The sequence below is a fragment of the Bacillus sp. ISL-55 genome (genome assembly GCF_018613155.1).
Classification (GTDB): domain Bacteria; phylum Bacillota; class Bacilli; order Bacillales; family Cytobacillaceae; genus Mesobacillus.
The window spans coordinates 71968-95338 of sequence record NZ_JAGGQU010000031.1; the positions used below are offsets into that span (position 1 = coordinate 71968).

Consider the following 23371-nt stretch of genomic DNA (forward strand, 5'->3'; position numbering starts at 1 on the left):
GCATGGAGGTGCAGTTCTTTAGTTACACTAATACTTCTTTGTAATCCTTAGGATGACCACAGGAATATCGAGTGACAATTTTAAACGGTACGATGATCCGTTTAATTGGCTCCTTAGGATTCTCAATAATTTGAATCAAACTTTTCGCAGCCTGGTATCCCAGGTCGAAAATGTTAATATCTACAGAAGTTAAAGGCGGTCTGGCCATCTCGGCTATCAGTACATTGTTAAAGCTGACGATGGAAACATCTTGTGGCACGGCAATTCCCATTTCATCCAGCTTATTCAACACTCCTAGTGCCATCAGGTCATCGGCAACTACCATTGCGGTAGGTGGCTGATCCAAGGAAAGCAATACCTCAACAGCATCCTGGCCGCTTTCGCGGAGGAATTCATCATTTACAATGTACTTATCTTCAAGATGGATTCCAGAGTTTCTCAGAGCTTTTTCATAGCCAAGCAGACGTTCAACCGTCACGACTAAATCAAGATTTCCTCCAATGAAAGCAATCCGGTCATGACCAAGCTGGATAAGATGCTCGGTTACTTCTTTGCCCGCTTTAAAATTATCATTATCGACATAACTGGTATTTTCATCATCTTTAAAAGGTTTGCCTATCACGACAAACGGAAATTTTCTTTCCTTCAAATAAGCAATGACCCTGTCTTCCACCTTTGAATATAAAAGAACTACACCATCTACTCTTCCGCCCTGAACCATTGCGACCACACCATCGAAGATTTCATCCTCTGTTTTTCCAGTCGTCATGTGAAGAGCGTATTGCTTTGAATGCGCACCTTCGCTCAAACCTGTCAAGACAGTAGGAAAGAACGGGTTCTGGAAGACGACATCAGTAGAGCTCGGCATTACCAGGCCGATTGCCCGGGTGGATTGGCTAGCTAGGCTTCTGGCGATGAAGTTTGGGTGATACCCAAGCTGGTCCATAACCTCCCTGACTCTCTCTTTCGTTTTTTCGCTGATCCTCGGACTATTGGCGATTACACGCGAGACAGTTGAAGGCGCGACGTTAGCTACCTTCGCAACATCTTTAATTGTGACAGCCATAAAGTTCCCCTCCCTTTTGCCAGAAAAAATCCTTATCTCTATTATAAATGATTTGTCCCGTATTTTTGCTTATTTTTTCGAGTCTCCATTAAACAACAATGAAGGCAGGTTTTGGTCTTGCTCTCATTATTCCTTGCTTCGCTTCCTTCTCTTGAAAAGGAGGAAAATGAAGCCGAAGAACGCTGCGTATACAGCACCCATTGTCGCTATATAAGGAATATTCAATCCTGTTTTTTCGGCTAGCACATAAATCTCTGCTTTTTCACGTTCCAATGCAAGGTTATACTCTCCATCCTTGCTTCTGACAAGGTCATCTGCAAGCAAGCCTCTCAACTCTTTATCATCTTCCAGCTGATCTGCTGTCAGTGTGACATTCTGGGTATTTGAGGTGTTATTAATTGCAATGACGGAAGTTTCGTTTTCATAGGTTCTCTTGAAAACGGCCATGCCCTTCTTTTCATAAAGGACTTCCAAATCACCTCTCCTTAATGAAGGAAGGTCATTGCGCAGCTCACCAATTTTCGTGATGTAATCAATTAATTCTTTATCAGCCCTGAAGCTCATCTGTCTGCGGTTATCCGGATCTTCACCGCCGTCAAGGGCGATTTCACTTCCATAATAGACAATCGGAATTCCCGGTGCAGTATACATATAAGTCAGCGCCATCTTCCATCTCGTTCCTGGATGATGCCTGTTCTGGACGGCTTTCCTTGTAAACCTGACCATATCATGGTTGTCGATAAAATTCCCCATCAACTCAGGATTTTCGTATATCGCTTTATTTCTTTTCGCAGTTGTTAAAAGCCAGTCCAAAGTTTGATCTGGTTTTTCGAATGCAGTGCGCAGCTGCTCATTCAATGGGAAATCAACAAAACCATCGATGCCTGCTTTATCATATTCAGCAATATAATTTGGATCTTCAGACCATACTTCACCAATCAGGTAAAAATCATCTTTGACACTTTTCACTTCTTTTGAAAAATCTTCCCAGAATTCAACAGGTACGTGGCGGACAGTATCGAGTCTATAACCGTCGATATCTGTTTCTTCAATCCACCACTTAGCGGCTTCCAATAGATATTTCCTGGTATCCGGATTTTCCTGAGCTAAATCGGGAAGCCCGTAAAGCCAGTTATTCTCCAGCTGATCCTGGTCATCCCAGTCAATGATATCCTGTTTTTCATGGAACCAGTCTTTCTTGGCCGGATCATTTACCCATTCGTGTTCTGGAGCAACATGGTTGACGACGAAATCAAGAATGATTTTAATATCGCGATCATGCGCTTCTTTTACCAGCTCTTTGAATTTGTCAACGCTTCCAAAGTGCTCTTCTGTATTATAGAAGTCCTTGATCCAATATCCATGGTACCCCTTGTCGACATTATCGAACACCGGCGTAAGCCAGATTGCGGTAAAACCCATTTCCTTTAGGTAATCCAGCTGGTCGATGACACCCTGGAAGTCGCCTCCATGATAGGCTTTAGGATCATTTGCGTCCACATCGAAATCATTGCTATTGTCACCGTTGTTAAAACGGTCAACCATTAAAAAATAGATTGTTTCATCCTGCCATTTGCGTTCTTCATTTTCAACGGCACCTGCCGGGAGGGCGCTAAAAAGAAGAAACGGAATCAAGATGAAGATGATCATTTTTTTCATCTCCGGTCCTCCTCATAATTTAAGCAAAGGCCAAATATGGCCTTTGCTTAAAATGTTTCTGCCCTAATAGATTATCCTTTTGTTCCTCCTGCCGTCAAACCAGAAACAAAGTATTTCTGGAATGACAGGAACAGGATCGCAATCGGTACCGCGATCAATACTGCACCAGCCGCGAAAGTCGTGAACTCTGCACCGAACTGTTTGGCTACCATATCATACAGACCAACAGCAAGTGTGTATTTTTCTTCGGTTCTTAAAAGGATTCTTGCAAGGATGAAATCCCCGAATGGAGCAATGAACGCGAACAATGCTACAACCGCGATGATTGGTGTCGCAAGCGGCATGACGATCTGGAAGAAAATCCTCAAGTGCCCGGCACCATCCATTTTAGCTGATTCATCAAGTTCTTTCGGAATCGTATCAAGATATCCCTTCATCAACCAAGTATTCATCGGGATTGCGCCCCCAACGTATACAAGGATCAAACCTAAGTGAGTGTCAAGAAGGCCAGTCAATAGAGCAAGGATGAAAATCGCGATCAGGGCTGCAAAGTTTGGAATCATCTGCAGGATCAGGAATGTCATCAAGCTGTTTTTACGGCCGATAAAACGGTAACGTGAAAATGAATAAGCTGTAAGGCTGACTAGGATGACTGTGAACACCATTGTCAGCACACTTACCTTCAGTGAATTCCAGTACCAGTATAAGTACGCGCTCTGGCTAGTATCGAAAAGCTCCTTATAGTGAGCAAGCGTAGCATTTTCCGGAATGATGCTTGAACCGGACAAGCTTTGCCCCGGGTTGAAAGATGAACCGACAATCCAGAGGAGCGGGTAGATAATGATCGCAAACATAGATAAAATCACAAGATACGTTAATGTCAGTCTGAGGTATTTCTGTCGTTTGATACTCATATTACATCATATCCTCTTCTTGGAATGATTTCGTTCTCTTGAACTGCCATAAAGCTACTCCGATAACGATCAATGAAAGCAGCATTGTGATGGCAGCAGCTTTGGAATATTGTGCAGATGTCATCGTGAGGCTGTAAATCCACGAAATCAGGATATCTGTTCCGCCGGCATTAGCGCCAGGCACAGCAGGTCCGCCGCCATTAAAGAGATAAATAATATTAAAGTTATTGAAGTTGAACGTGTATTGCGTAATCAGGATTGGCGCTGTAGCGAAAAGCACCAGCGGCAATGTGATGTTCTTGAACTTCTGGAAGTTTGTCGCACCGTCAACCGTCGCCGCTTCGTACAATTCTTCTGGAATGGATTGAAGGACACCTGTTACCATTGCGAAAATGAACGGGAATCCAAGCCATGTTTGAATCATGATCAGCGCGATTTTCGTATACATTGCCTCTGTCATCCATGGAATAGGATCGATTCCAAAGAAGCCAAGGATGTCACGGTTGATTGCACCGAATGATTCGTTGAACATACCGGCAAATACAAGGATTGATACGAATGCAGGTACAGCCCAAGGAAGAATGAATACTGTACGGATGATTGCCTTTCCTTTAACATCCTTCTGGTTGACAAGAATCGCCAGGAACATTCCCAATGCAACCTGGAAAGTAGTTGCGACAAATGTCCAGATGATTGTCCATGATAGTACGGAGAAGAATGTCTGACGCCAAGATTCTAATTGGAATAAATCAAAGAAGTTTTTCAGTCCGACCCAGTCAACCAATTTTGCAGGCGGTGAATGGTATAGGTCATAGTTAGTGAATGCTAGTAAAACTACGAATAGAATTGGGAATACAACAACAAAAATCAATAGCAGGAATCCAGGTGACATGATCAAATATGGGAATCCATTGTCAATTAAATTGTTGTATTGCTCTTTAACAGTACTAAGACGCTCTCCCATGTCTCTTTTTAAGCCAGTCTTATATGCATCATTTAAGTTGAATAGATAGAAACCGATTCCAAAGATCAGGACAATCAGTGCCAGGATCCCTTCAACCATCAAGAAGATGGAATGGTCACGTGGCGTCTGCTCTCCAAGTGTGAACAGGCCCCATAAACCCATGTTGAGCAGGTCTGCGAACACTCCGAAGAATGCACCGGTCAAAATTAAGAATGCGATCCCTTTTAAATATTGTTTGTTGTATAGCTGTCCTAGCCCTGGAATAATCGAAAGGGCTGTTGCTATTCTGCGGTGGTTGGTTTGATAGGACTTCTCTTTCATCCTATATTCCCCTTTCTCTGTCTATGTTTTTTTAAGGCTTCTCATCGTGTAACCCGCTTTTCTTGCTTCCTGTGAACCAGTCTCGATCAAACATTTCTTTTAAAAGAGAGTGGAATCAGCAATGGAAAAACTGCAATTCTTGCGAAGAAACCTAGGTAAAAGCATCAGATGCTTTATGAGAACGAATACATTGTTATCATACAGAAGGCACTCTCTTTCTGTATTATCCCGAAAACTCTTGTTTTCACTCTCATGAAGCACCTGATCAACTTATCTCTATTCTAGCGCAACCGTTTGCTCAATGAAAGACTTTTTTACTGCGTTTTTCGTAAACTTTGTGACTTTTCACGTACCGCTTAGGAAGACACAGAAAATGGAATATACTACTTGAAAATATAACAGTACCCCCCATGGGAGGTACTGCTATATCTATTGGTACTATTATTTTGAGTGGTTTTGCTCAATGTTTTGCTGAATTTGTTTTACAGCTGAATCAAGAGCAGCTTTCGGTTCTGCTTTGCCAGTTACAACTGTTTGCAATGCACTTGCCATTGGTGACCAAACTTCGCCCATTTCTGGGATGTTTGGCATTGGAACTGCGTCTTGAGTCTGTAGTGCAACTGCTTTAGCGCCTTCGTTCTCAGCGATTGCCGGATCGTCAACAAGTGCTACGTTTGTTGGAACTTCAGCAGTTTGCTCGAAACGGTACTTCGCGTTTTCGTCATTTGTGATGTACTCAAGGAACTTAACAGCCCAATCTTGGTTCTTAGAATAAGAAGAAACGTGCCATCCTTTAACACCCATGAAAGTCTTCATTGGAGTGCCATCAGCGAATTTAGGGAATGGAGCTACACCAAAGTCGATGCCAGCATCTTTCATTCCGCCGAATGCCCATGGTCCATTCATAACAGAAGCAACTTTACCTTCGTTGAAAAGTCCGTCCATAGCAGATCCGCCGTTTTCGCCGATGATTCCGTTAGGGAATAATTTTTCAGCATACCATTTCTGGATGTACTCAGTACCTTTTACAGCACCTTCATTGTTCAATCCAAGATCTTTTGGATCTAGAGCGCCGTCTTTTTCACCGAATACATATCCGCCGTTGCCGCCGATTGGAGCGTGTGCGAAGTAGAAGTTATCCCAAAGTGCGAGGAAACCGTACTTGCCGTCTGTAGTATTAGCTTTTGCAAATTCGTAAAGGTCTTCCATTGTAGCAGGAACTTCAGTCATAAGAGCTTTATTGTAGATGAATACTGGAGTTTCAGCAGACTTTGGAAGTCCGTATAATTTACCGTCGAAAGTTTGTGCTGAGATTGAAGATTCAGAGAAAGTGCTCTTCACATCGTCGCTTACATTTAGTTCAGCAATGTGTCCTTGAACTGCAAGCTCACCGATTTGGTCATGTGGAAGAGTGATGATGTCCGGGCCAGTACCAGCAGGTCCGTCAAGACGTAATTGTTCTTTCATTTTTGTAGCCATTTCTACTTCTTTGAACTCGATTTTAACACCGTGTTCTTTTTCGAAATCTGCTGCTACTTTTTCTAGCCAGCCAGACTTATCTTTGTCTTCCCAAACTACTAGCTTCTCTGGTTTAGAAGCGTCTTCTGTTTTCTCGCCGTTGTCTTTTGAACCTGTGTTTTCTTCTTCTTTAGGTCCACAAGCTGCAAGTGCGCCGATCATTAAGACCAGCATCATGAAAATCGACAATGCCTTTTTCATGTGTATACCCCTCCTAAAAATGTGTTGTAACTAATTATTGCGCAGAACGTTATCTATCTGTGCAAACGTTTGTAATACTGTTTGCAAGTCTATGAAAACGATTGCACAACCTAACTCTTATTATAAAGACTAAAATTCTTTTGACAACTAGTTTTTTAAAAAATTTTTTAAAGCCGGATGAAATCGTTAAAGTTTTGTGAATCAGCTTTTTAATAATTGACATTTCAAAATGAGTGTTCTACCCTTGTTTTAATCTTGATGTATTGGAGCTCTTTCCGTTAAAATTTCACCAGGAAGAGCAATGACAATTCTACTCTATGTTTTAAATCACCACCTTATAAACGAAAGGAATGATCCCCCCTTGTTAAAAGAAGCGATTTACCACCGTCCTAAAGACAATTATGCATACGCTTGCACTAATGAAGAACTACATATTCGCATTCGCACTAAAAAAGACGATATGAAAGATGTTTCCCTTTTAAATGGCGATCCATATGACTGGCAAGATGGAAAATGGAATACAAATACCGTTCCAATGATCAAAAGTGGATCTGACCAGCTATTCGATTACTGGTTTGTCGCTATAAAACCTCCTTTCCGCAGGATGCGTTATGGATTTATTTTAAATGATGGCAACGAAACAGCTTGTTTGACTGAAAAAGGGTTTTACGATGAACCACCTACAGATGATACAGGTTATTATTTTGCCTTCCCTTACCTCAACAATATCGATGTGTTCCGTGCTCCATCATGGGTGAAAGATACAGTCTGGTATCAGATTTTCCCTGAACGCTTTGGCAATGGAGATCCATCAAATGATCCAGAAGGCGCTTTGCCATGGGGCAGTGCTCCTCCTGAGAGGGATAATTTCTTTGGCGGCGACCTGCAAGGTGTAATCAATAATATTGATTATTTGGCCAAGCTTGGCATCACCGGTATTTATTTTACGCCTATATTCAAAGCCTATTCTAACCATAAATACGATACGATTGATTATATGGAAATCGACCCGCAATTTGGGGATAAAGAAACGCTGAAGAAGCTGGTACAGATTTGTCATGAACATGGCATCAAGGTCATGCTCGATGCTGTCTTCAATCACAGCGGGTTCTATTTCCCTCAGTTCCAGGATGTACTGGAAAAGGGTGCAGAGTCTCCTTATAAGGACTGGTTCCACACTGATGAATTTCCGCTAGTAATGGAGCCAAGGCCGAATTATGATACTTTCGCTTTTGAAAAATCAATGCCGAAGCTTGATACAGAAAATCCTGAGGTCATTGAGTATCTGCTTGAAGTAGGCCGTTACTGGGTCCGCGAGTTTGATATCGACGGCTGGAGACTTGATGTCGCCAATGAAGTCGACCACTCTTTCTGGAGAAAATTCCGTACGGAAGTGAAAACAATCAAGCCTGATCTCTATATTCTCGGTGAAATCTGGCACGATTCAATGCCATGGCTGCGCGGCGACCAGTTTGATGCTGTCATGAACTATCCATTTACGACAAACATCCTGAACCTGTTTGCGCGTGGAACCATTTCAGTAAAAGAATTCATCGAGAACATGACGACAGTCAATCATATGTATCCGAAAAACGTCAACGAGGTTGCTTTCAACTTGATCGGCAGCCATGACACACCAAGAATCTTGACTGAGTGTGGCGGTGACGAGGATAAACTTAAACAAATCTTCACTGTATTGCTTTCTTACATCGGTACACCATGTATTTATTATGGAGATGAAATCGGCATGAGCGGTCCACAAGATCCAGGATGCCGCGAATGTATGAAGTGGAATGAAGAAGATCAGAATCTGGATATGTTCAATCACGTCCAAAAGATGATTCAGCTTCGTAAGGACTATCCGCTTCTGGCAAATGAAGGTGAACTTCACTTCATCCCATCTGACTACCATGAAAGCTGCTTCGCCTATACTAAATCCAACGGTGAAACAACCATTATGGTAGTCGTGAACATGAGCGATGAAGAAGCAAGCTATCCTCTGCCGTTTAACTTAAAAGGCAGAAAAATCACCAATATCTATACTGGCGAAGAATACGCAGCTGAAAGTGATGATCTCACAGCGAAAATTGCTGCAAATGGATTTGCACTATTCGAATTTTAAATTAGCAACCCCTTTTCCTATTCGGGAAAGGGGTTTGCTCTTTGTTCTGTTCGTGGACCTACACTATTAATGACATTTTATCCTTATCGCGGAATACTTTCTCCATTCCGCGGAATAATCGCTTATGGCTTCTTTTTACACAAAGGAAGATTGATCATAACCGAATAAATTTGTTAAAACTCAACTTTTTAGGAACGAATTTTTAAAATCCAAGAACATTTCCAATTATTTTTTCGTAAAACGAATCTTTTTCACTTCAAATTCCTCTTATTGTCTGTATAATTAAGGAATTACAACTTGGAGATGTAAAACATGAAGAATAAAACTGCTAAACTATCACTCTTTGCCATTACATGGCCTCTTTTTATTGAAATTCTGCTTTATATGCTGATGGGAAATGCGGATACGCTGATGCTTTCCCAGTATTCGGATAATTCTGTGGCTGCTGTCGGTGTTTCCAACCAAATCCTGTCCATGGTCATCGTTATGTTCGGCTTTATCGCAACTGGTACCGCAATTCTTGTTGCCCAGAACCTTGGTGCCAAAATGGATGAGGATGCCCGAGAGGTTTCAGCTGTCTCTATTGGTGCAAACCTTGTATTCGGCTTGATTCTGAGCGCAGCCGTTTTCATTTTCAGCGAGCAATTGCTCAGATTGATGGACCTTCCGCCTGAGCTTTTTGAGGAAGCCAACTCCTATCTGAAAATTGTCGGCGGATTTTCGTTTATTCAATCTTTGATCATGACCGTCAGCAGCATCATCCGCAGCTATGGATTTACCCGTGATATCATGTATGTCACTATCGGGATGAATGTGCTGAATGTCATCGGCAACTATTTGTTCATCTTCGGGCCATTCGGCTTCCCTGTCCTGGGTGTAGAAGGTGTGGCGATTTCCACTACTGTCAGCCGGATCCTCGGATTGTTGGCTGCCATTTATGTCATGACCAAGCGAGTCCCTGGATCATTGCCATTAACGATGCTTTTCAGTTTTCCAAAAAAACATTTGAAAAACCTGCTTAACATCGGGATTCCTTCTGCGGGGGAACACTTGAGCTACAATAGTTCCCAGATGGTGATCACGTACTTTATCGCGACCCTTGGAACACAGGCATTGACGGCAAAAGTTTATACCCAAAACGTCATGATGTTCATCTTCCTATTCAGCATCGCCATCAGCCAGGGCACACAGATTCTGATTGGGCACATGGTGGGGGCAAAGGAAATTGAAAATGCATATAAGCGTGCACTAAAAAGCTTGAAGCTGGCGATTATCATTTCCATTGCTGCCGCTTTGATCGTTTCCTTCTTTTCAAAAAACCTGCTGGGAATTTTCACTGATAATATGAGTATCATCGAACTAGGCACCACATTGATTTTGCTCACAATCATCCTTGAACCCGGCAGATCTTTTAACCTGGTACTGATTAGTTCACTCAGGGCTGCGGGTGACGTGCAGTTCCCGGTTTATATGGGAATCCTGTCGATGTGGGGTGTCAGCGTTACCTTATCTTACTTCCTGGGAATATATCTCGGTATGGGGCTGGTTGGGATATGGATCGCATTCATTGCTGATGAGTGGCTCCGCGGATTGCTCATGCTGTGGCGCTGGAAATCCAGAGTGTGGGTGAAAAAGTCGTTTGTTCCAGCAAAATAGATAGAAATACGCTGATTTAATACCAAAAAGTGTTCGAGTAGAATCCAAACGTTCTTGCTTATAGAAAATAGGATGAATAGGACAATAGTTTTCCGGGTTTTAAATCGAAATCCAAAATTTTATAGCGATATTTTCAGTTTTATAGCGAAAATTTCTCTTTTATAGCGAAAATCTAATTTTTATAGCGAAATTACTACTTTTATAGCGAAAATCGAATTATTATAGCGAATTCCAGTTCAGCATAGAATAAGCAAGCCCGTTCATCTACGGGCTTGCTTTTTTAGTCTGCAATATTAATATTGTAATCTCTGAACCAGATATGAATCTGCGCCAGCTGTGCCAGCAGCTGCGGACCTGTCATCAGTTGGCCGAACCATGGCACTTTGAAGGATGCTCCCTCGGACTCAATCATTTTCTGGAGTGTGGCCCTGTCGAAGAATTCATGCAGCGCGCTGTTCGAATCACCCATGAATTCTGACAGCATTCCCTGGACTGCCTGGGTATAGGCCGGATGGTGAGTCTTCGGATATGGACTCTTTTTCCGGTACAAAACTTCATCAGGCAATGTGCCCTCCAATGCTTTGCGCAGGATTCCTTTTTCTCTGTTGCCGTGCATTTTCATTTCCCAAGGGATGTTCCAGACGTATTCCACAAGCCTGTGGTCGGCAAACGGTACCCTCACTTCAAGGCTGGCACCCATGCTCATGCGGTCTTTCCGGTCTAGAAGTGTTGTCATGAACCAGATGATATTCAGATAGAATAATTGTCTACGCTTAGCCTCTACTTGATTTTCCCCGTCCAGTACCGGCACCTCTGCGATCGTCTCGTTGAATTTTGCCATCATATATTCTTCCAGACTCAATTTTTTCCGCCAATGGTCCCTCAGCATGTTTTGACGCTCATTAATCGACCGCATCCACGGAAACCCTGGTCTATTCAGGTCTTCCTCTCTGTGGAACCATGGATAGCCGCCAAAAATCTCATCAGCACATTCACCTGAAAGTCCTACGGTGAAATCCTGTTTGATTTCCCGGCAGAACCAGAGCAGTGATGAATCGATGTCAGCCATTCCTGGCAGATCCCGTACATGGACAGCTTCAGTTAAATAGCCAGCCAGATCCTGCTGGGAGATAATGCTGTTATGGTGAACAGTACCAAATGTTTCGGTCATTTTATTGATCCAATAGGCATCAGCATTTGGCTGAAACTCATTTTTCTTAAAATATCTGTCATTGCCTTCGTAATCGATCGAGTAAGTATGCAGGCTCCCCTTACCCTCTGCCTTGTAATGATTCGCAGCAATAGCAGTGATTGCGCTTGAATCCAGTCCGCCTGAGAGGAATGTGCATAGTGGCACATCTGAAACTAGCTGTCTTGTGACAGCATCGGTGAACAATTCCCGCACTTTATCGGCTGTCTCATCAAGGGTATCAGTGTGCTGCTCGCTTTTCACATTCCAGTATCTCCATATTTTAAGCCCATTTTTTGAAAAAGTCAGACCGTGACCGGGCCGGAGCTCCTTCATATTTTTAAAGATACCTGCCCCTGGAGAACGGGATGGTCCAAGCCCAAACACCTCACAAAGTCCTTCCCTGTCTACCTCAGCCTTCACTTCTGGATGTGCAAGCAGCGCCTTTTGTTCAGAAGCAAACATAAGACCAGATGCTGTTTCAAGAAAAAACAGCGGCTTCACACCAAGCCGGTCGCGGCCAATGAACAATCGCTCTTGCTCTTGATCCCAGACAGCAAATGCGAAGATCCCGTTTAAATGCTCAAGGCAGTTTTCCTTCCATTCCATGAAAGAAGTAAGCAAAACCTCTGTATCAGAATGACCGTTAAAAGAATATCCTTTTAATAGCAGTGCTTTTCTGAGGTCTTCCGTATTATAAAGTTCTCCGTTATAACAAATGGTATAACGGTTATCGCCCTGTGCTCTGGTCATTGGCTGTTTGCCGCCCTCAGGATCGACAACTACCAGTCTTTTATGTCCCAGCGCAGCATGCCCCGCAGTCCATACATTCGTATCGTCGGGACCTCTTTTACTTAAAGTTTCCGCCATTTTTGCCATAGTCTCGCGTTCATGATCCAGATTTCTTCGAAAATCTATCCAGCCTGTTATTCCACACATTTTTTAATCATTCCTTTCAGCGGAACTTTTTGATGTCAATAAGCACTTTTCAAAAACTAGACTATTGCTTAAGCATTACTCATCTTATGCAAATACATCTCAACTGGTTAATTGCCTATCTTTTAAATCATGTTATAAATTCGCCAAAATCTGTCTACAAAGAAGGTGAGCGATAATTAACGGAGGATCCAAATGAATCGACAACAACGAAGCAATCTAATTGAATTCCAACCCCGAGCCTTCAACACCGGGACAGTAGAATATATTAATTCACAATGGGTTTTCTTTGATGAAGAAACAGAAGAGGCCGCACTTGTCGATGAGTTCATCCATCAAGAGGTTGAAGTCCAGCGAAACAATAAATGGTGCAAAGGTTTTTTGCTGGATAACGGCTCCATTCAAACCGGCGGTGAAAAAATCACTTTACAGGACCAGGAAATGATCAAAATCAGGAAACAATTGATCTATTCATTCGAGCGTCTGCTTGATGAGCTGAATGATGAGGCTTTTGTCCAATTTATCAATACATTGAATTCGCTCAACTTTTCGATCTATGATTGCATTTATTGTTATAACCACCTGACCTTCCTCGATCATGAAAAAGGGGTTTCAGGAGTCAATTTTTTAATTCTCGATAATGAAGAATTCATTTGCAGCGTGCAGCATCACTTCGATTATTTTGAAACACAAAATGACAGGTTCGAATTAACTTTGAATAACGGGAGACGGACCGTTATCGAGAGGATTTCGTAAAAAAGAGCCAGCACAAATGTGCTGGCTCTGTCCTTTTACCTTACCGTATACTCAACTTTTTCCACAGTCCTGAAGCCTTTTTCGAAAGCAGCTATATCAAGCGGCTTCTGGATGTAGTAACCTTGTGCATAATGACAGTCCATATCTCTTAAAAGGTTCAGCTGTTCATGTGTTTCTACACCCTCGGCGACAATTTTCACCGAAAGTCCCTGTCCCATCGTAATGATTGCCTTGACGATCGCAATATCTGATGGGTCATCATGCAGATTATTGATAAATGACTGGTCGATTTTAAGTGTATCGATTGGCAGATTGCGCAAATAGCTTAATGACGAGTAACCTGTCCCGAAGTCATCAATCGAAACCTTTACCCCGAGTTCCTGTAACGATTTCATTACTGAAATACTATAGACGATATCTTTCAGCATCGCGCTTTCTGTCAGTTCCAGGGAAAGGTATCCTGGTTCAAGCTGTGAAGTTTTCAGGGCTTGAATCACTTGTCCAATAAAAGCATGCTGCTGGAACTGATATGCTGATACATTTACAGAGATGCCTAAATTCGGGAATCCGTTTTGCTGCCAGGCTTTTGTCTGGACACATGCGGTGGTAAGCACCCATGCCCCGATCTCCTCAATCAACCCTGTTTCCTCTGCCAGAGGAATGAACTGTGCTGGCGAAACCAGTCCCAGATGCGGATGCTGCCAGCGGATGAGGGCTTCAGTACAGGTAATCTCCCCAGATTTCAAGTCCATAAGCGGCTGGTAGCACAGATAGAATTCATTCTTTTGGAGCGCTTTCCTTAAATAGCTTTCAAGCTCAAGCCGGACCATTGCCTGGTCATTCATGCCGGTTGAGAAGTAAGTAATCTTATTCCCGCCTTGATTTTTCGAGCGGTTCATCGCAATATCCGCATTTTTCAGCAGTACATGCTCATCAAGACCATCCCCCGGGAAAGAGCTGATTCCAATGCTTGCGGAGACGATGAATTCCTGATTCTCGTAAAATAAGGGCATTGAAATAAGTTTCTGCAATTCCCTGGCTGTTCTTGTCGTCTGGTCGATGCTGACATTCTCTGTCAGCAGCATCGTGAACTTATCGCCGCTGAACCTTCCGAGATAAGCGCCTGCAGGAAGCTTATCCTCGATTCTTTCTGCCAGTTCTTTCAAAACAATATCTCCAGCATAATGTCCGAGACTGTCATTGATGATTTTGAAACGGTCAATATCAATGACAAGCACGGCAAGGAGTTCTTTCTTATGCCTGGCACGGTGAATCATTTCTTCCAGCTGTTCGGTAAACCTCATCCTGTTCGGCAATCCCGTATCCTGGTCATAGTAGGCAAGCTGAATGATCTTTTCCTCTGTTTTTTTCTGGGCAGTAATATTTCGCCCAATACCATACGTTCCTACACATGCACCATTTACCGTAATCGGAATATTTTTGATCTGAAAAATCTGGGTTTCACCACTTTTGACCGGAATCTCAATGGTGTAGGTCTGATCTTTCCCCTTCAGCGCCTGAATAAAATGCGTTTTGGCACGTTGCACATCTTCCTGGTTGATAAAGTCGAGCGCTGACCTGCCAATAAGTTCATTCTCGTTGTAGCCAAAGGTCTTCATGAATGCCTGGTTGATACTTGTGAAATTCCCTGTTAAATCTGTTGAATAGACAAAATCTCCATTATTGTCAAACAGCGAACGATAGTATTGCTCGGAAACTTTGAGGCTTTCGTTAAGCTGAAGGATGTCTTGCTGTGAGGTTTCGACAAGACTATTCAATGTGTTGATGGTGTACTGATCTTGAAGAATAGGATTAAGTTCCTGTTTATCGAAAACTGTAAATGAGATAACAAATTGTTTATCACCAGTGAAGAAGCCTTTTACTTCACAGCTCAACACAGTGGAAGCGGGTAGCTGCTTTTTTAGCAACTGCTCCATACGCTGAAGATCAGGTTGTTCTTTTTGACTGAAAAAGATTTGCACCAATACATTTTGGTGGTCTTTGAATGAATTGCCCTCTATAAAGCTATTAAGTTGTATGTCATTCTCGTAAACGCAGCTTTTTGTCGTAGCCATTGCATTCTCCAATTATTATATTTCTCCAATAACCCTTCTCTTAAATTATCATATTTTGCGGGGTTAAGATATGACAAAAAAAGAAAAAGCTGCCTATAAGGACAGCTTTCTTTCGACAATTTCACTATTAAAACAAATATGTTCCAAGTGGAAGTGAAAAACCTAAATATAGTACAAGAAGAACTGCGACAATGAATTGAATCCACAGTACAGACGCTTTTTCGTTCTTTTTTGTACGGATTAAAATCATTTCCAGCATGGCGATCACCCACAAGCCTACTGCTGCTTTCAGCACATACATCAGGCTGATATTGATGCTGAATAGAAGCCAGAAGCCAGTCAATAGAATCAGCACGTAAAACAATCTAAGGACCATGTGGACAATTTTAGCGCCTTTTTCCTTACCGCTTTTATGTAGTCCTAGTGCTACGAAGAATAAAACAAGAGCCAAAAACCAAGCTGTCATATGGGCATGTATCATGTACCCGTCCTCCTAATAGTAAATTCTAAAATATCATATCATAACGCCATCAAAAAAACTAAAATAAACTAGCCAGGCTATGATTAACTCTCCACTTTGTTACGCAATGTCCCAATCCCTTCAACAGTAATTTCAACGGTATCTCCAGCCTTAAGGAACCTTGGCGGCTTGAAGCCTTTACCGACGCCTGCTGGTGTTCCGGTGGCAATAATATCCCCTGGCTCGAGTGTCATTCCCTGGGAGAGCACGGCAATGATTTCTTCTACCGGAAAAATGAAGTTTTCCGTATTGGAATCCTGTCTCACTTCTCCATTTACGATAGTCTTGATATCCAGATTGTTCGGATTTGAGATGGCTGATTTATGGACAATCCATGGCCCCATCGGGCAGGTGGTATCAAGGCTTTTCCCAATGAAAAACTGTTTGTGTCTTGCCTGGAGGTCGCGGGCAGTCACATCGTTAATGATGGTATAGCCAAAAACATAATCCAAAGCCTCTTCCCTTTTGATCGCTTTTCCTTTTTTGCCGATGACGACTGCAAGCTCGCCTTCATAGTCCAGCTGCTCTGTAAGTTCTTTATGCTCTTGTATGCTCTGACCATGAGCAATGACCGTAGTAGGTGCTTTCGTGAACACCATTACATGCTCAGGAATATCATCCTTGCTGCCCATTTCAATCGCATGCTCAGCGTAATTTTTGCCAACACAGAAAATATTCTTGGACGGACGCGGAATCGGTGCTAGCAATTCTACTGATTCAAGCGGGATGTAAAGTTCGCCGTCGAGATTATTCTCGCTTACCCATTGAACTGTTTTTTCCGCTTCCTGGTAAAATACTTCTCCCATTGAAATAGCCTCTAGCATATCAGCGGGAATCGCTGTTTCACCACCCATTTTTTCATAGGCTTCCCGAAGTGGCAGAACGCGGGTCCTTTCTCCATTTACAATTCCAATGAACTGGCCAGAATCATTTTTATATGTAGCGAATTTCATGTTAACGCCCTCCTTTAATTGACTGCCCTATTAATAATTTTTCTGTTTCACGAGGATTTTTAAAATGGTATATTCCTTTTCCCTGAAGCTTGAATTCTTCTAACTTGGCAATGATGCCAGGAGCTTTTTCACGCTTGTATGCTGCGACCCACTTGATAAAATCCCAATCAAGTCTCTCCGGACAGCCTTCATTCATATCCGGCCTGGTCCTGCCATGGTACATGATTCTCCTCTTGAAAATTCCATACAGGCACCTTGGAGCAGAATAATCGAGAAAGATGATTGTGTCCGCTGCTTGTGCCCTCATGTCCATCGTACTGCCGTAGTTGCCATCCAAGATCCATGAATCTTCTTCAGTCACTTGCTGAATTAGTTTTTTCCACTCATCCTTTGCAGTCATTTCCCAGCCCGGTTTCCAGTACATTGCATCAAGATGATACACCTTTAGGTTAAGGATCTTTCCCAGCTTCCGGGCCAGTGTCGATTTACCTGCGCCTCCGCAGCCAATGATGATGACCTTCTCCATCAGGATTCTCCCTTTTTAAAACGCTGTCTCTTCATGTATGTGCCGCTGCGCCACAGCCATTCGACAGGCCCATAGTAAAACCTTTTCACCCACCAGCTGCTAAAAGCCAACTGAACCACATAAATTCCAAGCGCTAGCATTGTTCCCGAGAAAATGGACATTTCCCCATAATATCCTAATCCATAACTGTAAAATATCATTGTCGAAACAACAGACTGGAACAGGTAATTGCTGATTGAGATCCTGCCCGCGGCTTCCAGCGGGGAGAACAGTCTGTCAAATCGTTTAAGCTCAGAAATCAGCGCAATGATCAGGGCATACGCCATCGCGACCATCGCTCCGCCAAAAACATCCTGCGCATAATCCGACATCAATGTTATACCATACAGGTATGGAATTGCCTTGATCAACAAGCCAAGTGCAGCGAGTACAGCCGCAGCGATTGCAAGCTTTCTCTTTTTGTCCTGTATATTCTCAAACAGCTTGAGCTTTGCCGCTCCTGCTCCAATCATGAACAGAGGCAGGATAGTGATCAAATATAAGAATAATCCAAACAGGTTATTATTTTTATACCATTCCGTTATTCTATGATGGGTCACTTCAGAAAAGCTGCCATTTTGATAGATGGTTATCGTCTGTCCTGCAGCTTGTGCGTCATACATTGAAAATTCCGCTCCGCCGTCAACCGCAGATACTGCACCGAGCATCAACAACAAAAGGATATTTGGAACTATGTATAAACCCAATCCGGCAATGAGAAGCCTCTTTGCACTCCAGCCAATAAACAGAAGAAAAACAAAACCGCATACTGCATAGGTTATGAGAATATCACCTGGCCAGATCAGGAATGCATGGATGATCCCAATCAACAATAGGATTGAGAGTCTCCTTAATGCAAGAGGATTGAAGCTCAGGCCTTTTTCCAGTGTGCGTTCTCTTAAAATTACCAGACCATATCCGAACAACATCGAAAACAGCGGGTAAAAGCTAGCCTGGATAAATATATCAATGAACTGGTATGTAAATAAATTCGCCTTTCCATCCCACCATTTTTCTGGATCGATATAAAAATAGGGCGAATGGAATGAAATCATATTTACAAGAAATATCCCCAATAATGAAAAGCCTCGCATCCGGTCAATTGAAACAACCCTGTTTCCGGATGTCTGTCCGTTAATCTCCATCTTCCCCCTCATTCCATCCAATAGTTTACATCTAATCTATGTATATCACACAATTTACCAACATGCCAAAGGTAACATTAGAAATGCGCAAGCGCCTTGGTCAGCCCCGACAAGCGCTGGAGGGCCTGACAGTGAAGTCGTTCTTTGACTTCATTGGCAGGACCGAAGCGACTCGAGGGGCTAGGCGCTGGAGCTGAACAATTCTTACATTAGAATAGAAAGGGGACGCCGTTACCAAGGCAGTCCCCCATAGGCTATTAATTTACAAATCTGCCAGTCTTTCCATTTGCTTCCCAGTATTCATTCCGCAAATGGACCTTCTGGATTTTGCCTGAGGCCGTTTTCGGCAGTTCTTTTACGAAAGTGACTCCTGTAATTGCCTTAAAATGGGCAAGTTTTTCTCTTGAAAATGCAATGAGATCCTGTTCTGTTACCTGCTCATTTTCACGGAGTACAATATAGGCATGGGGAGTCTCGCCCCACTTTTCGTGAGGTACTGCAATGACTGCTGCTTCGAGGACAGCCGGATGGTCGTACAATACACCTTCAACTTCGATGGAGGAAATATTTTCGCCACCGCTAATGATGACGTCTTTCTTACGGTCGACGATATCAATGTTGCCATATTCATCGACCGTTGCCATGTCCCCGGTATGAAGCCAGCCATTACGAATCGTTTCCATCGTCGCCTCTTCATTTTTCCAGTACCCTTTCATGACTCCATTGCTTCGGGTAATGACTTCACCTATTTCCTTGCCATCATGGGCTACCTCATCGCCATGGTCATTCACAACTTTTACCTGGCTGCCAATCATTGATATACCTGCTTTTGCTTTCATTCGGTATTGTTGATTCAGAGGAAGCTGCTTCAAATGGGACCTGACAGTTGAAATCGTGCTTAATGGAGAGGATTCTGTCATGCCATACACCTGGATGAACTCCCAGCCTAATTCCTTTTCCACCCGGGTGACAAATGCTGGCGGCGGTGCTGAACCGGCAATAACTACCCGAACCTGTTGTTCGATGCTCGGGACATTTTTTTCATAAAACTGAAGCAGCGCATTCAAAACAGTTGGTGCCATGTGCATGACGCTGACTTTATGTTTTTCCAAAGCGTTAAAAATTGTCTCAGGTGTCGTTTTTCGCAAGCATACCTGCGAAGCGCCGTTCGCTGTGTAGTAGAATGGCGATCCCCATCCGTTAACATGGAACATTGGCAGGACATGCAGAAGGACATCCTCATCGCTGACGCGCAAATGGTGCATGGTGCTTAACGCGTGGATGTAATTATTCCGATGCGTGAGCATGACTCCTTTTGGATTTCCAGTCGTCCCGCTTGTATATAGAAGGCTGCAGACATCATTTTCATCAAGTTCTTCACGTTTGAACGTCTGATCAGATTGCTGTGATAGCCATTCATCATAACCAGTTTCAACCAGGCTATCCTCCTTGTAATGGACAATAATGTGCTGTATGGTCTCAAGCTGATCCTTAATCGGCTGGATCAGATGGTATAAGTCCTGGTCCACAAATAAAACCTTCGACTCACTGTGATTAAGGATGAACAGATAATCATCAGGTTTCAAACGGATGTTCAATGGGACCATGACTGCACCAAGCTGGAATACTCCATAAAAACCTTCAAGCATTTCAATCGAATTTGGTGCAAGATAGGCAATCCGGTCTCCCTTGTTTACTCCCAGTTTTCTTAAACCATCAGACAGCCTGTTCACCCTGTTGTTCAACTCAGAATATGTAAGTTCTCTGTCCTCGGAGAAAATGGCTTTCTTACTGCCGTAAAGCGACACTGCACGATCGAGAAACTGGTTCAACACCAATGGAACGTTCATAATCTGCCTCCTCTAGAATAATTTTATAATTCTAAATATATAAATATATTAACATATTACTCCTCCTGTTATATAAATTTTTAACTGTTATATAACATGTTTTTTGCAAGATGGCATGACCATTTTTTAAGAGGATGATTTGCCACTTGTATCAAAACACGAGCCGGCTAGTGAAGTTTTTCTAAAAAAGGCTCTTATAAACACAATGGGCATTTTAATCACATTCTCCATCTGGGCACATAGGATAATAAAGAAATCTATTTAAAGGGTGTTGCAAATGCCAGCAATCGTTGGAGTAGCACAGGTCATTTCCCTTGGGAACAGCGCTGTCTTCCACATAGGCGATGTTTACAGAATCAGCCCGATTTCCAATGCAAAAACCTTTTCTGGAGCAGGTTCGTTCAATACCGGAGATGGATTGACCGTGTACAATAACCAAAGTTCAACAAATACGTATGATCCAGATGCCGTCGATCAAGGTAATTATCTGAATGTATAATGCGGGTGAGTACAATGAATTTTTATATACAACAATCGATCAATATCAACCAGTTGAAGATTGATGGAATCACAAACTCTTCTGTACTGCAAATTGGCAGTGCAGGAATGATAAAGCCAGTTTCTTACCTTTATAACACCGGGGGATTCACAGCACCTGCACCAGAGGCTGTCCATCCATCAGAAATCTCAACTGGCATGGGGGCAATGCCAGGCAGCAGCAACACACTTGAAGCACCTGCTGTTCCGCTTCAAGCTCCTGTACGCAAAAATTAATTAATTAAAATGCTGGGTCGATGCGAGGTGATTTCTTTGAACGCGGAATTCTATCAATATCTTAAAAAGCTGCATATATATGTGGAGCACCAAAGCAAAAAGACTGCCAAATTGGAGAAAATGATTCTCGAACTGCAGCAGGAAATTGCTGCACTTAAGGAGCGGCCTCCGGTTCAAATAGGGAATATCGAGTATAAATTCGACCAGTTAAAAGTGGAAACCCTTGAGGGGACCTTGAATATCGGCTTGAACCCAACAGATTTGGACGGTATTGATGATTTTACTGTTGATCAAAAGTCTGTAAATGTGCCGATTCCTCCAAAGCAGTTATTTAAAAGGACGATTGAGATCGAAACAGCACTCAACAAATATTTGGAATCTGATTTGGAGAACATCTACCGAGGGGCACAGGCGGAGCTGGGGATCAGTATAGATGATTCTTATTTCGAATTCATAAAAAATGATATTAAAAAACAGTTGTCTGGCAGAGCGGCTCAGCATTTACAGGAACAATCATCAGGTGAAAGAGGCACGGATCTGAGCCCTGAACTGAACGAACGGGTGATTGATCTCCTTAAGCAGGAAATCCAGAATGGCGTGTTCCTGTTCCTGAAAAACCTGCCTGATAACATAAAGGAAGGACGTTCATAATGAATTTCCAAGTCTATAACCGTGATATTTGCGTCGGTGATATAAGGATCATAGGTGTCTCGAGTTCCTCGTTGCTGATGGTTGGTGATGCGGGTACAATCCAGCTGGCAGCAACCTTTGATACACCTGCAGAATCTTTGATTGTCGGGCCATTTGTCCCGCTATCGCCGGATATAACGTGATCGCTATGCTACAGAGAATATCCTGTGTTGACCACATAAAAATTGACGCGGTATCCTTCTCCTCGATTTTACAGATTGGTGATTCAGAGCAAATACTGGCATTGTCCAGGGCGCTGGCCGTCCAAAGAGAGGCAGAAATCTTTTTTGATAATGAAGGTAACTTCGGAGCATTCCCGATTTTTTCTGAAACAATTCCTTTTCAACCAGCAGTTGAAGAAAATCTAGTTTTCTCAACCCACAATCTCAACCCAGTGTTAAAGGTTCGGAACATTGATATTCTGGGAGCCTCATCCTCGTCTGTAGTGCACCTTGGAAACAGCTCCAATATTGCTATGGAAGCCCGTGTAAAGCATATACGCCAGCTTTTGCCCAGGAATGGTATATCAAATGGGGAAGAATGATAGATTTAATGAGAAGCTTCTGATCATAAGCATGAATAAGCAACAATGAAAAATGGTTAAAACAAAAGAAGAAAAGGATGTTTTCAATGCCAGCAATAATAGGTCCTGTGCAAATATTGAATGTAGGCGGCGGGACAGTGCAGTTTGGCGACACGCTGTTCATCTCGCCAAAAAGCAGTTCAAAAACAGTCGCTGGTCAGGGCGGATTCAACACAGGTGGTTTTATTGTTACGAATAACGGATTAAGTGCCAGCAATGTTCTTGATGCCAACCTGATTGACCAGCCGATAGCAGGTAATAACTAGCGTTTATGTCGTTTTCGCGCATTAGATTTTGAAATTTTCGGCAGCCTTGTAGAAGGCTGTTTTTTTATCCACTTTAAAAACTTCTGTAATTCAGGATGGGAGCGAAGCTGAGCAACCGTGTTCAAGCCGGTGGCGAGCTCCTCATTCGTGAATAAAGCATGAATCTGTTTATGACAAGGGATACAAAGATTGGCTGTTGGCATAAAGGTGCCTCCCATTTCTTTAGGAGTCAAATGGTGAATGGTCACCTCAACCTCTTCCCTGCCGCATAATTCACATGTGCCAGATTGCTTTTTCTTTGCCACTCGGTGATCCCTCCCCACCATTTGTGATTTGGTATTCAAAATTAAATGCAAAAATAGCCTTTGTTCTATTCCCTAGCGCAGAAACTGATTGATCACCATCTATATTGACTGATATCCTCCAATTACATGCATCAATAGCCCTTCTATCGGACATTTTCCTCGGAATCCATCTTCTGTTTGGCCGATATAGCCCTTCTATCGGACATTTTCCTCGGCATCCGTCTTCTGTTTGGCCGATACAGCCCTTCTATCGGACATTTCCCTCGGCATTCGCCTTCTGTTTGGCCGATATAGCCCTTCTATCGGACACTTTCCTCGGCATCCGTCTTCTGTTTGGCCGATA

23 protein-coding genes are annotated in these 23371 nt (G+C 42.9%); 10 read left to right on the forward strand and 13 right to left on the reverse strand.

The features are described from left to right. Positions 1-22 precede the first annotated feature (22 nt). The 5 genes from J7E32_RS15125 to J7E32_RS15145 all read right to left on the reverse strand — a co-directional run bounded on the left by J7E32_RS15125 (position 23) and on the right by J7E32_RS15145 (position 6643). A complete protein-coding gene (locus tag J7E32_RS15125; protein WP_214908768.1) occupies positions 23-1066 on the reverse strand; it encodes a LacI family DNA-binding transcriptional regulator in 1044 nt (347 codons plus the stop codon). A gap of 126 nt (positions 1067-1192) precedes the next feature. Further along, positions 1193-2725 carry an alpha-amylase family glycosyl hydrolase gene (locus J7E32_RS15130; RefSeq protein ID WP_214908770.1) on the reverse strand — a complete coding sequence of 511 codons (1533 nt, stop codon included), beginning with the start codon at positions 2723-2725 and terminating at the stop codon, positions 1193-1195. A 71-nt stretch (positions 2726-2796) separates the two neighbouring features. Continuing rightward, positions 2797-3639 (reverse strand): sugar ABC transporter permease, encoded by an 843-nt coding sequence (locus tag J7E32_RS15135; RefSeq protein ID WP_192473041.1) that lies wholly within the window; start codon positions 3637-3639, stop codon positions 2797-2799. A gap of 1 nt (position 3640) precedes the next feature. Next, a complete protein-coding gene (locus J7E32_RS15140) occupies positions 3641-4924 on the reverse strand; it encodes a carbohydrate ABC transporter permease (RefSeq protein ID WP_214908772.1) in 1284 nt (427 codons plus the stop codon). A 441-nt stretch (positions 4925-5365) separates the two neighbouring features. After that, the gene (locus J7E32_RS15145) at positions 5366-6643 is read right to left on the reverse strand and encodes a sugar ABC transporter substrate-binding protein (RefSeq protein WP_214908774.1); all 1278 of its coding nucleotides are present in this window, start codon (positions 6641-6643) and stop codon (positions 5366-5368) included. Positions 6644-7004: 361 nt separating this feature from the next. On the opposite strand from J7E32_RS15145, the gene J7E32_RS15150 reads away from it, so the two are divergent. Continuing rightward, positions 7005-8765 (forward strand): alpha-glycosidase, encoded by a 1761-nt coding sequence (locus J7E32_RS15150; protein WP_214908998.1) that lies wholly within the window; start codon positions 7005-7007, stop codon positions 8763-8765. 312 nt (positions 8766-9077) lie between these two features. After that, positions 9078-10421 (forward strand): MATE family efflux transporter, encoded by a 1344-nt coding sequence (locus J7E32_RS15155; RefSeq protein ID WP_214908776.1) that lies wholly within the window; start codon positions 9078-9080, stop codon positions 10419-10421. Between the two features lie 280 nt (positions 10422-10701). Here the strand turns inward: J7E32_RS15155 and asnB are convergent, their stop codons facing one another. Further along, entirely contained in the window at positions 10702-12549 is a 1848-nt protein-coding gene (asnB, locus tag J7E32_RS15160; RefSeq protein ID WP_214908783.1) for an asparagine synthase (glutamine-hydrolyzing), read from the reverse strand. Between the two features lie 192 nt (positions 12550-12741). On the opposite strand from asnB, the gene J7E32_RS15165 reads away from it, so the two are divergent. After that, positions 12742-13302, forward strand: coding sequence for a DUF2777 domain-containing protein (locus J7E32_RS15165; RefSeq protein ID WP_214908785.1), 561 nt, complete (start codon positions 12742-12744; stop codon positions 13300-13302). A gap of 35 nt (positions 13303-13337) precedes the next feature. On the opposite strand, the gene J7E32_RS15170 is transcribed toward J7E32_RS15165, so the two are convergent. The 5 genes from J7E32_RS15170 to J7E32_RS15190 form a co-directional block, all read right to left on the reverse strand. Beyond that, positions 13338-15377 (reverse strand): sensor domain-containing protein, encoded by a 2040-nt coding sequence (locus tag J7E32_RS15170; RefSeq protein ID WP_214908792.1) that lies wholly within the window; start codon positions 15375-15377, stop codon positions 13338-13340. A gap of 127 nt (positions 15378-15504) precedes the next feature. Next, positions 15505-15858, reverse strand: coding sequence for a YisL family protein (locus tag J7E32_RS15175; RefSeq protein WP_214908794.1), 354 nt, complete (start codon positions 15856-15858; stop codon positions 15505-15507). A gap of 83 nt (positions 15859-15941) precedes the next feature. Next, positions 15942-16850, reverse strand: coding sequence for a fumarylacetoacetate hydrolase family protein (locus J7E32_RS15180; RefSeq protein ID WP_214908796.1), 909 nt, complete (start codon positions 16848-16850; stop codon positions 15942-15944). A gap of 1 nt (position 16851) precedes the next feature. Next, positions 16852-17376 (reverse strand): DNA topology modulation protein, encoded by a 525-nt coding sequence (locus J7E32_RS15185; protein ID WP_214908798.1) that lies wholly within the window; start codon positions 17374-17376, stop codon positions 16852-16854. After that, a complete protein-coding gene (locus J7E32_RS15190) occupies positions 17376-18560 on the reverse strand; it encodes a DUF418 domain-containing protein (RefSeq protein WP_214908800.1) in 1185 nt (394 codons plus the stop codon). Before J7E32_RS15190 ends, J7E32_RS15185 begins: the two co-directional genes overlap by 1 nt. 62 nt (positions 18561-18622) lie before the next feature. On the opposite strand from J7E32_RS15190, the gene J7E32_RS22975 reads away from it, so the two are divergent. Further along, positions 18623-18757: a hypothetical protein gene (locus tag J7E32_RS22975; RefSeq protein WP_286183289.1), complete on the forward strand. Its 135-nt coding sequence runs from the start codon at positions 18623-18625 to the stop codon at positions 18755-18757. A 60-nt stretch (positions 18758-18817) separates the two neighbouring features. Here J7E32_RS22975 and J7E32_RS15195 read toward each other — a convergent pair whose 3' ends face one another. Further along, positions 18818-20410, reverse strand: coding sequence for a long-chain-fatty-acid--CoA ligase (locus J7E32_RS15195; RefSeq protein WP_214908802.1), 1593 nt, complete (start codon positions 20408-20410; stop codon positions 18818-18820). A gap of 277 nt (positions 20411-20687) precedes the next feature. Between J7E32_RS15195 and J7E32_RS15200 the strand changes: the two genes are divergently transcribed. The 6 genes from J7E32_RS15200 to J7E32_RS15225 all read left to right on the forward strand — a co-directional run bounded on the left by J7E32_RS15200 (position 20688) and on the right by J7E32_RS15225 (position 22723). Continuing rightward, complete coding sequence (locus J7E32_RS15200; RefSeq protein ID WP_167832134.1) at positions 20688-20909, forward strand: spore germination protein; 222 nt, start codon at positions 20688-20690, stop codon at positions 20907-20909. Between the two features lie 14 nt (positions 20910-20923). After that, the gene (locus J7E32_RS15205; protein ID WP_214908804.1) at positions 20924-21184 is read left to right on the forward strand and encodes a spore germination protein GerPB; all 261 of its coding nucleotides are present in this window, start codon (positions 20924-20926) and stop codon (positions 21182-21184) included. A gap of 27 nt (positions 21185-21211) precedes the next feature. Beyond that, positions 21212-21835: a spore germination protein GerPC gene (gene gerPC, locus J7E32_RS15210; protein ID WP_353654058.1), complete on the forward strand. Its 624-nt coding sequence runs from the start codon at positions 21212-21214 to the stop codon at positions 21833-21835. Further along, the gene (locus tag J7E32_RS15215) at positions 21835-22017 is read left to right on the forward strand and encodes a spore gernimation protein GerPD (protein ID WP_214908807.1); all 183 of its coding nucleotides are present in this window, start codon (positions 21835-21837) and stop codon (positions 22015-22017) included. Before gerPC ends, J7E32_RS15215 begins: the two co-directional genes overlap by 1 nt. 5 nt (positions 22018-22022) lie before the next feature. Further along, positions 22023-22418, forward strand: a complete 396-nt coding sequence (locus tag J7E32_RS15220; RefSeq protein WP_214908810.1) for a spore germination protein GerPE — start codon at positions 22023-22025, stop codon at positions 22416-22418. An 86-nt stretch (positions 22419-22504) separates the two neighbouring features. Beyond that, positions 22505-22723 (forward strand): spore germination protein, encoded by a 219-nt coding sequence (locus J7E32_RS15225; RefSeq protein ID WP_214908812.1) that lies wholly within the window; start codon positions 22505-22507, stop codon positions 22721-22723. On the opposite strand, the gene J7E32_RS15230 is transcribed toward J7E32_RS15225, so the two are convergent. Further along, positions 22720-23028, reverse strand: coding sequence for an HNH endonuclease (locus J7E32_RS15230; RefSeq protein ID WP_353654059.1), 309 nt, complete (start codon positions 23026-23028; stop codon positions 22720-22722). The two genes, J7E32_RS15225 and J7E32_RS15230, sit on opposite strands and share 4 nt — an antisense overlap. Positions 23029-23371: the final 343 nt, after the last annotated feature.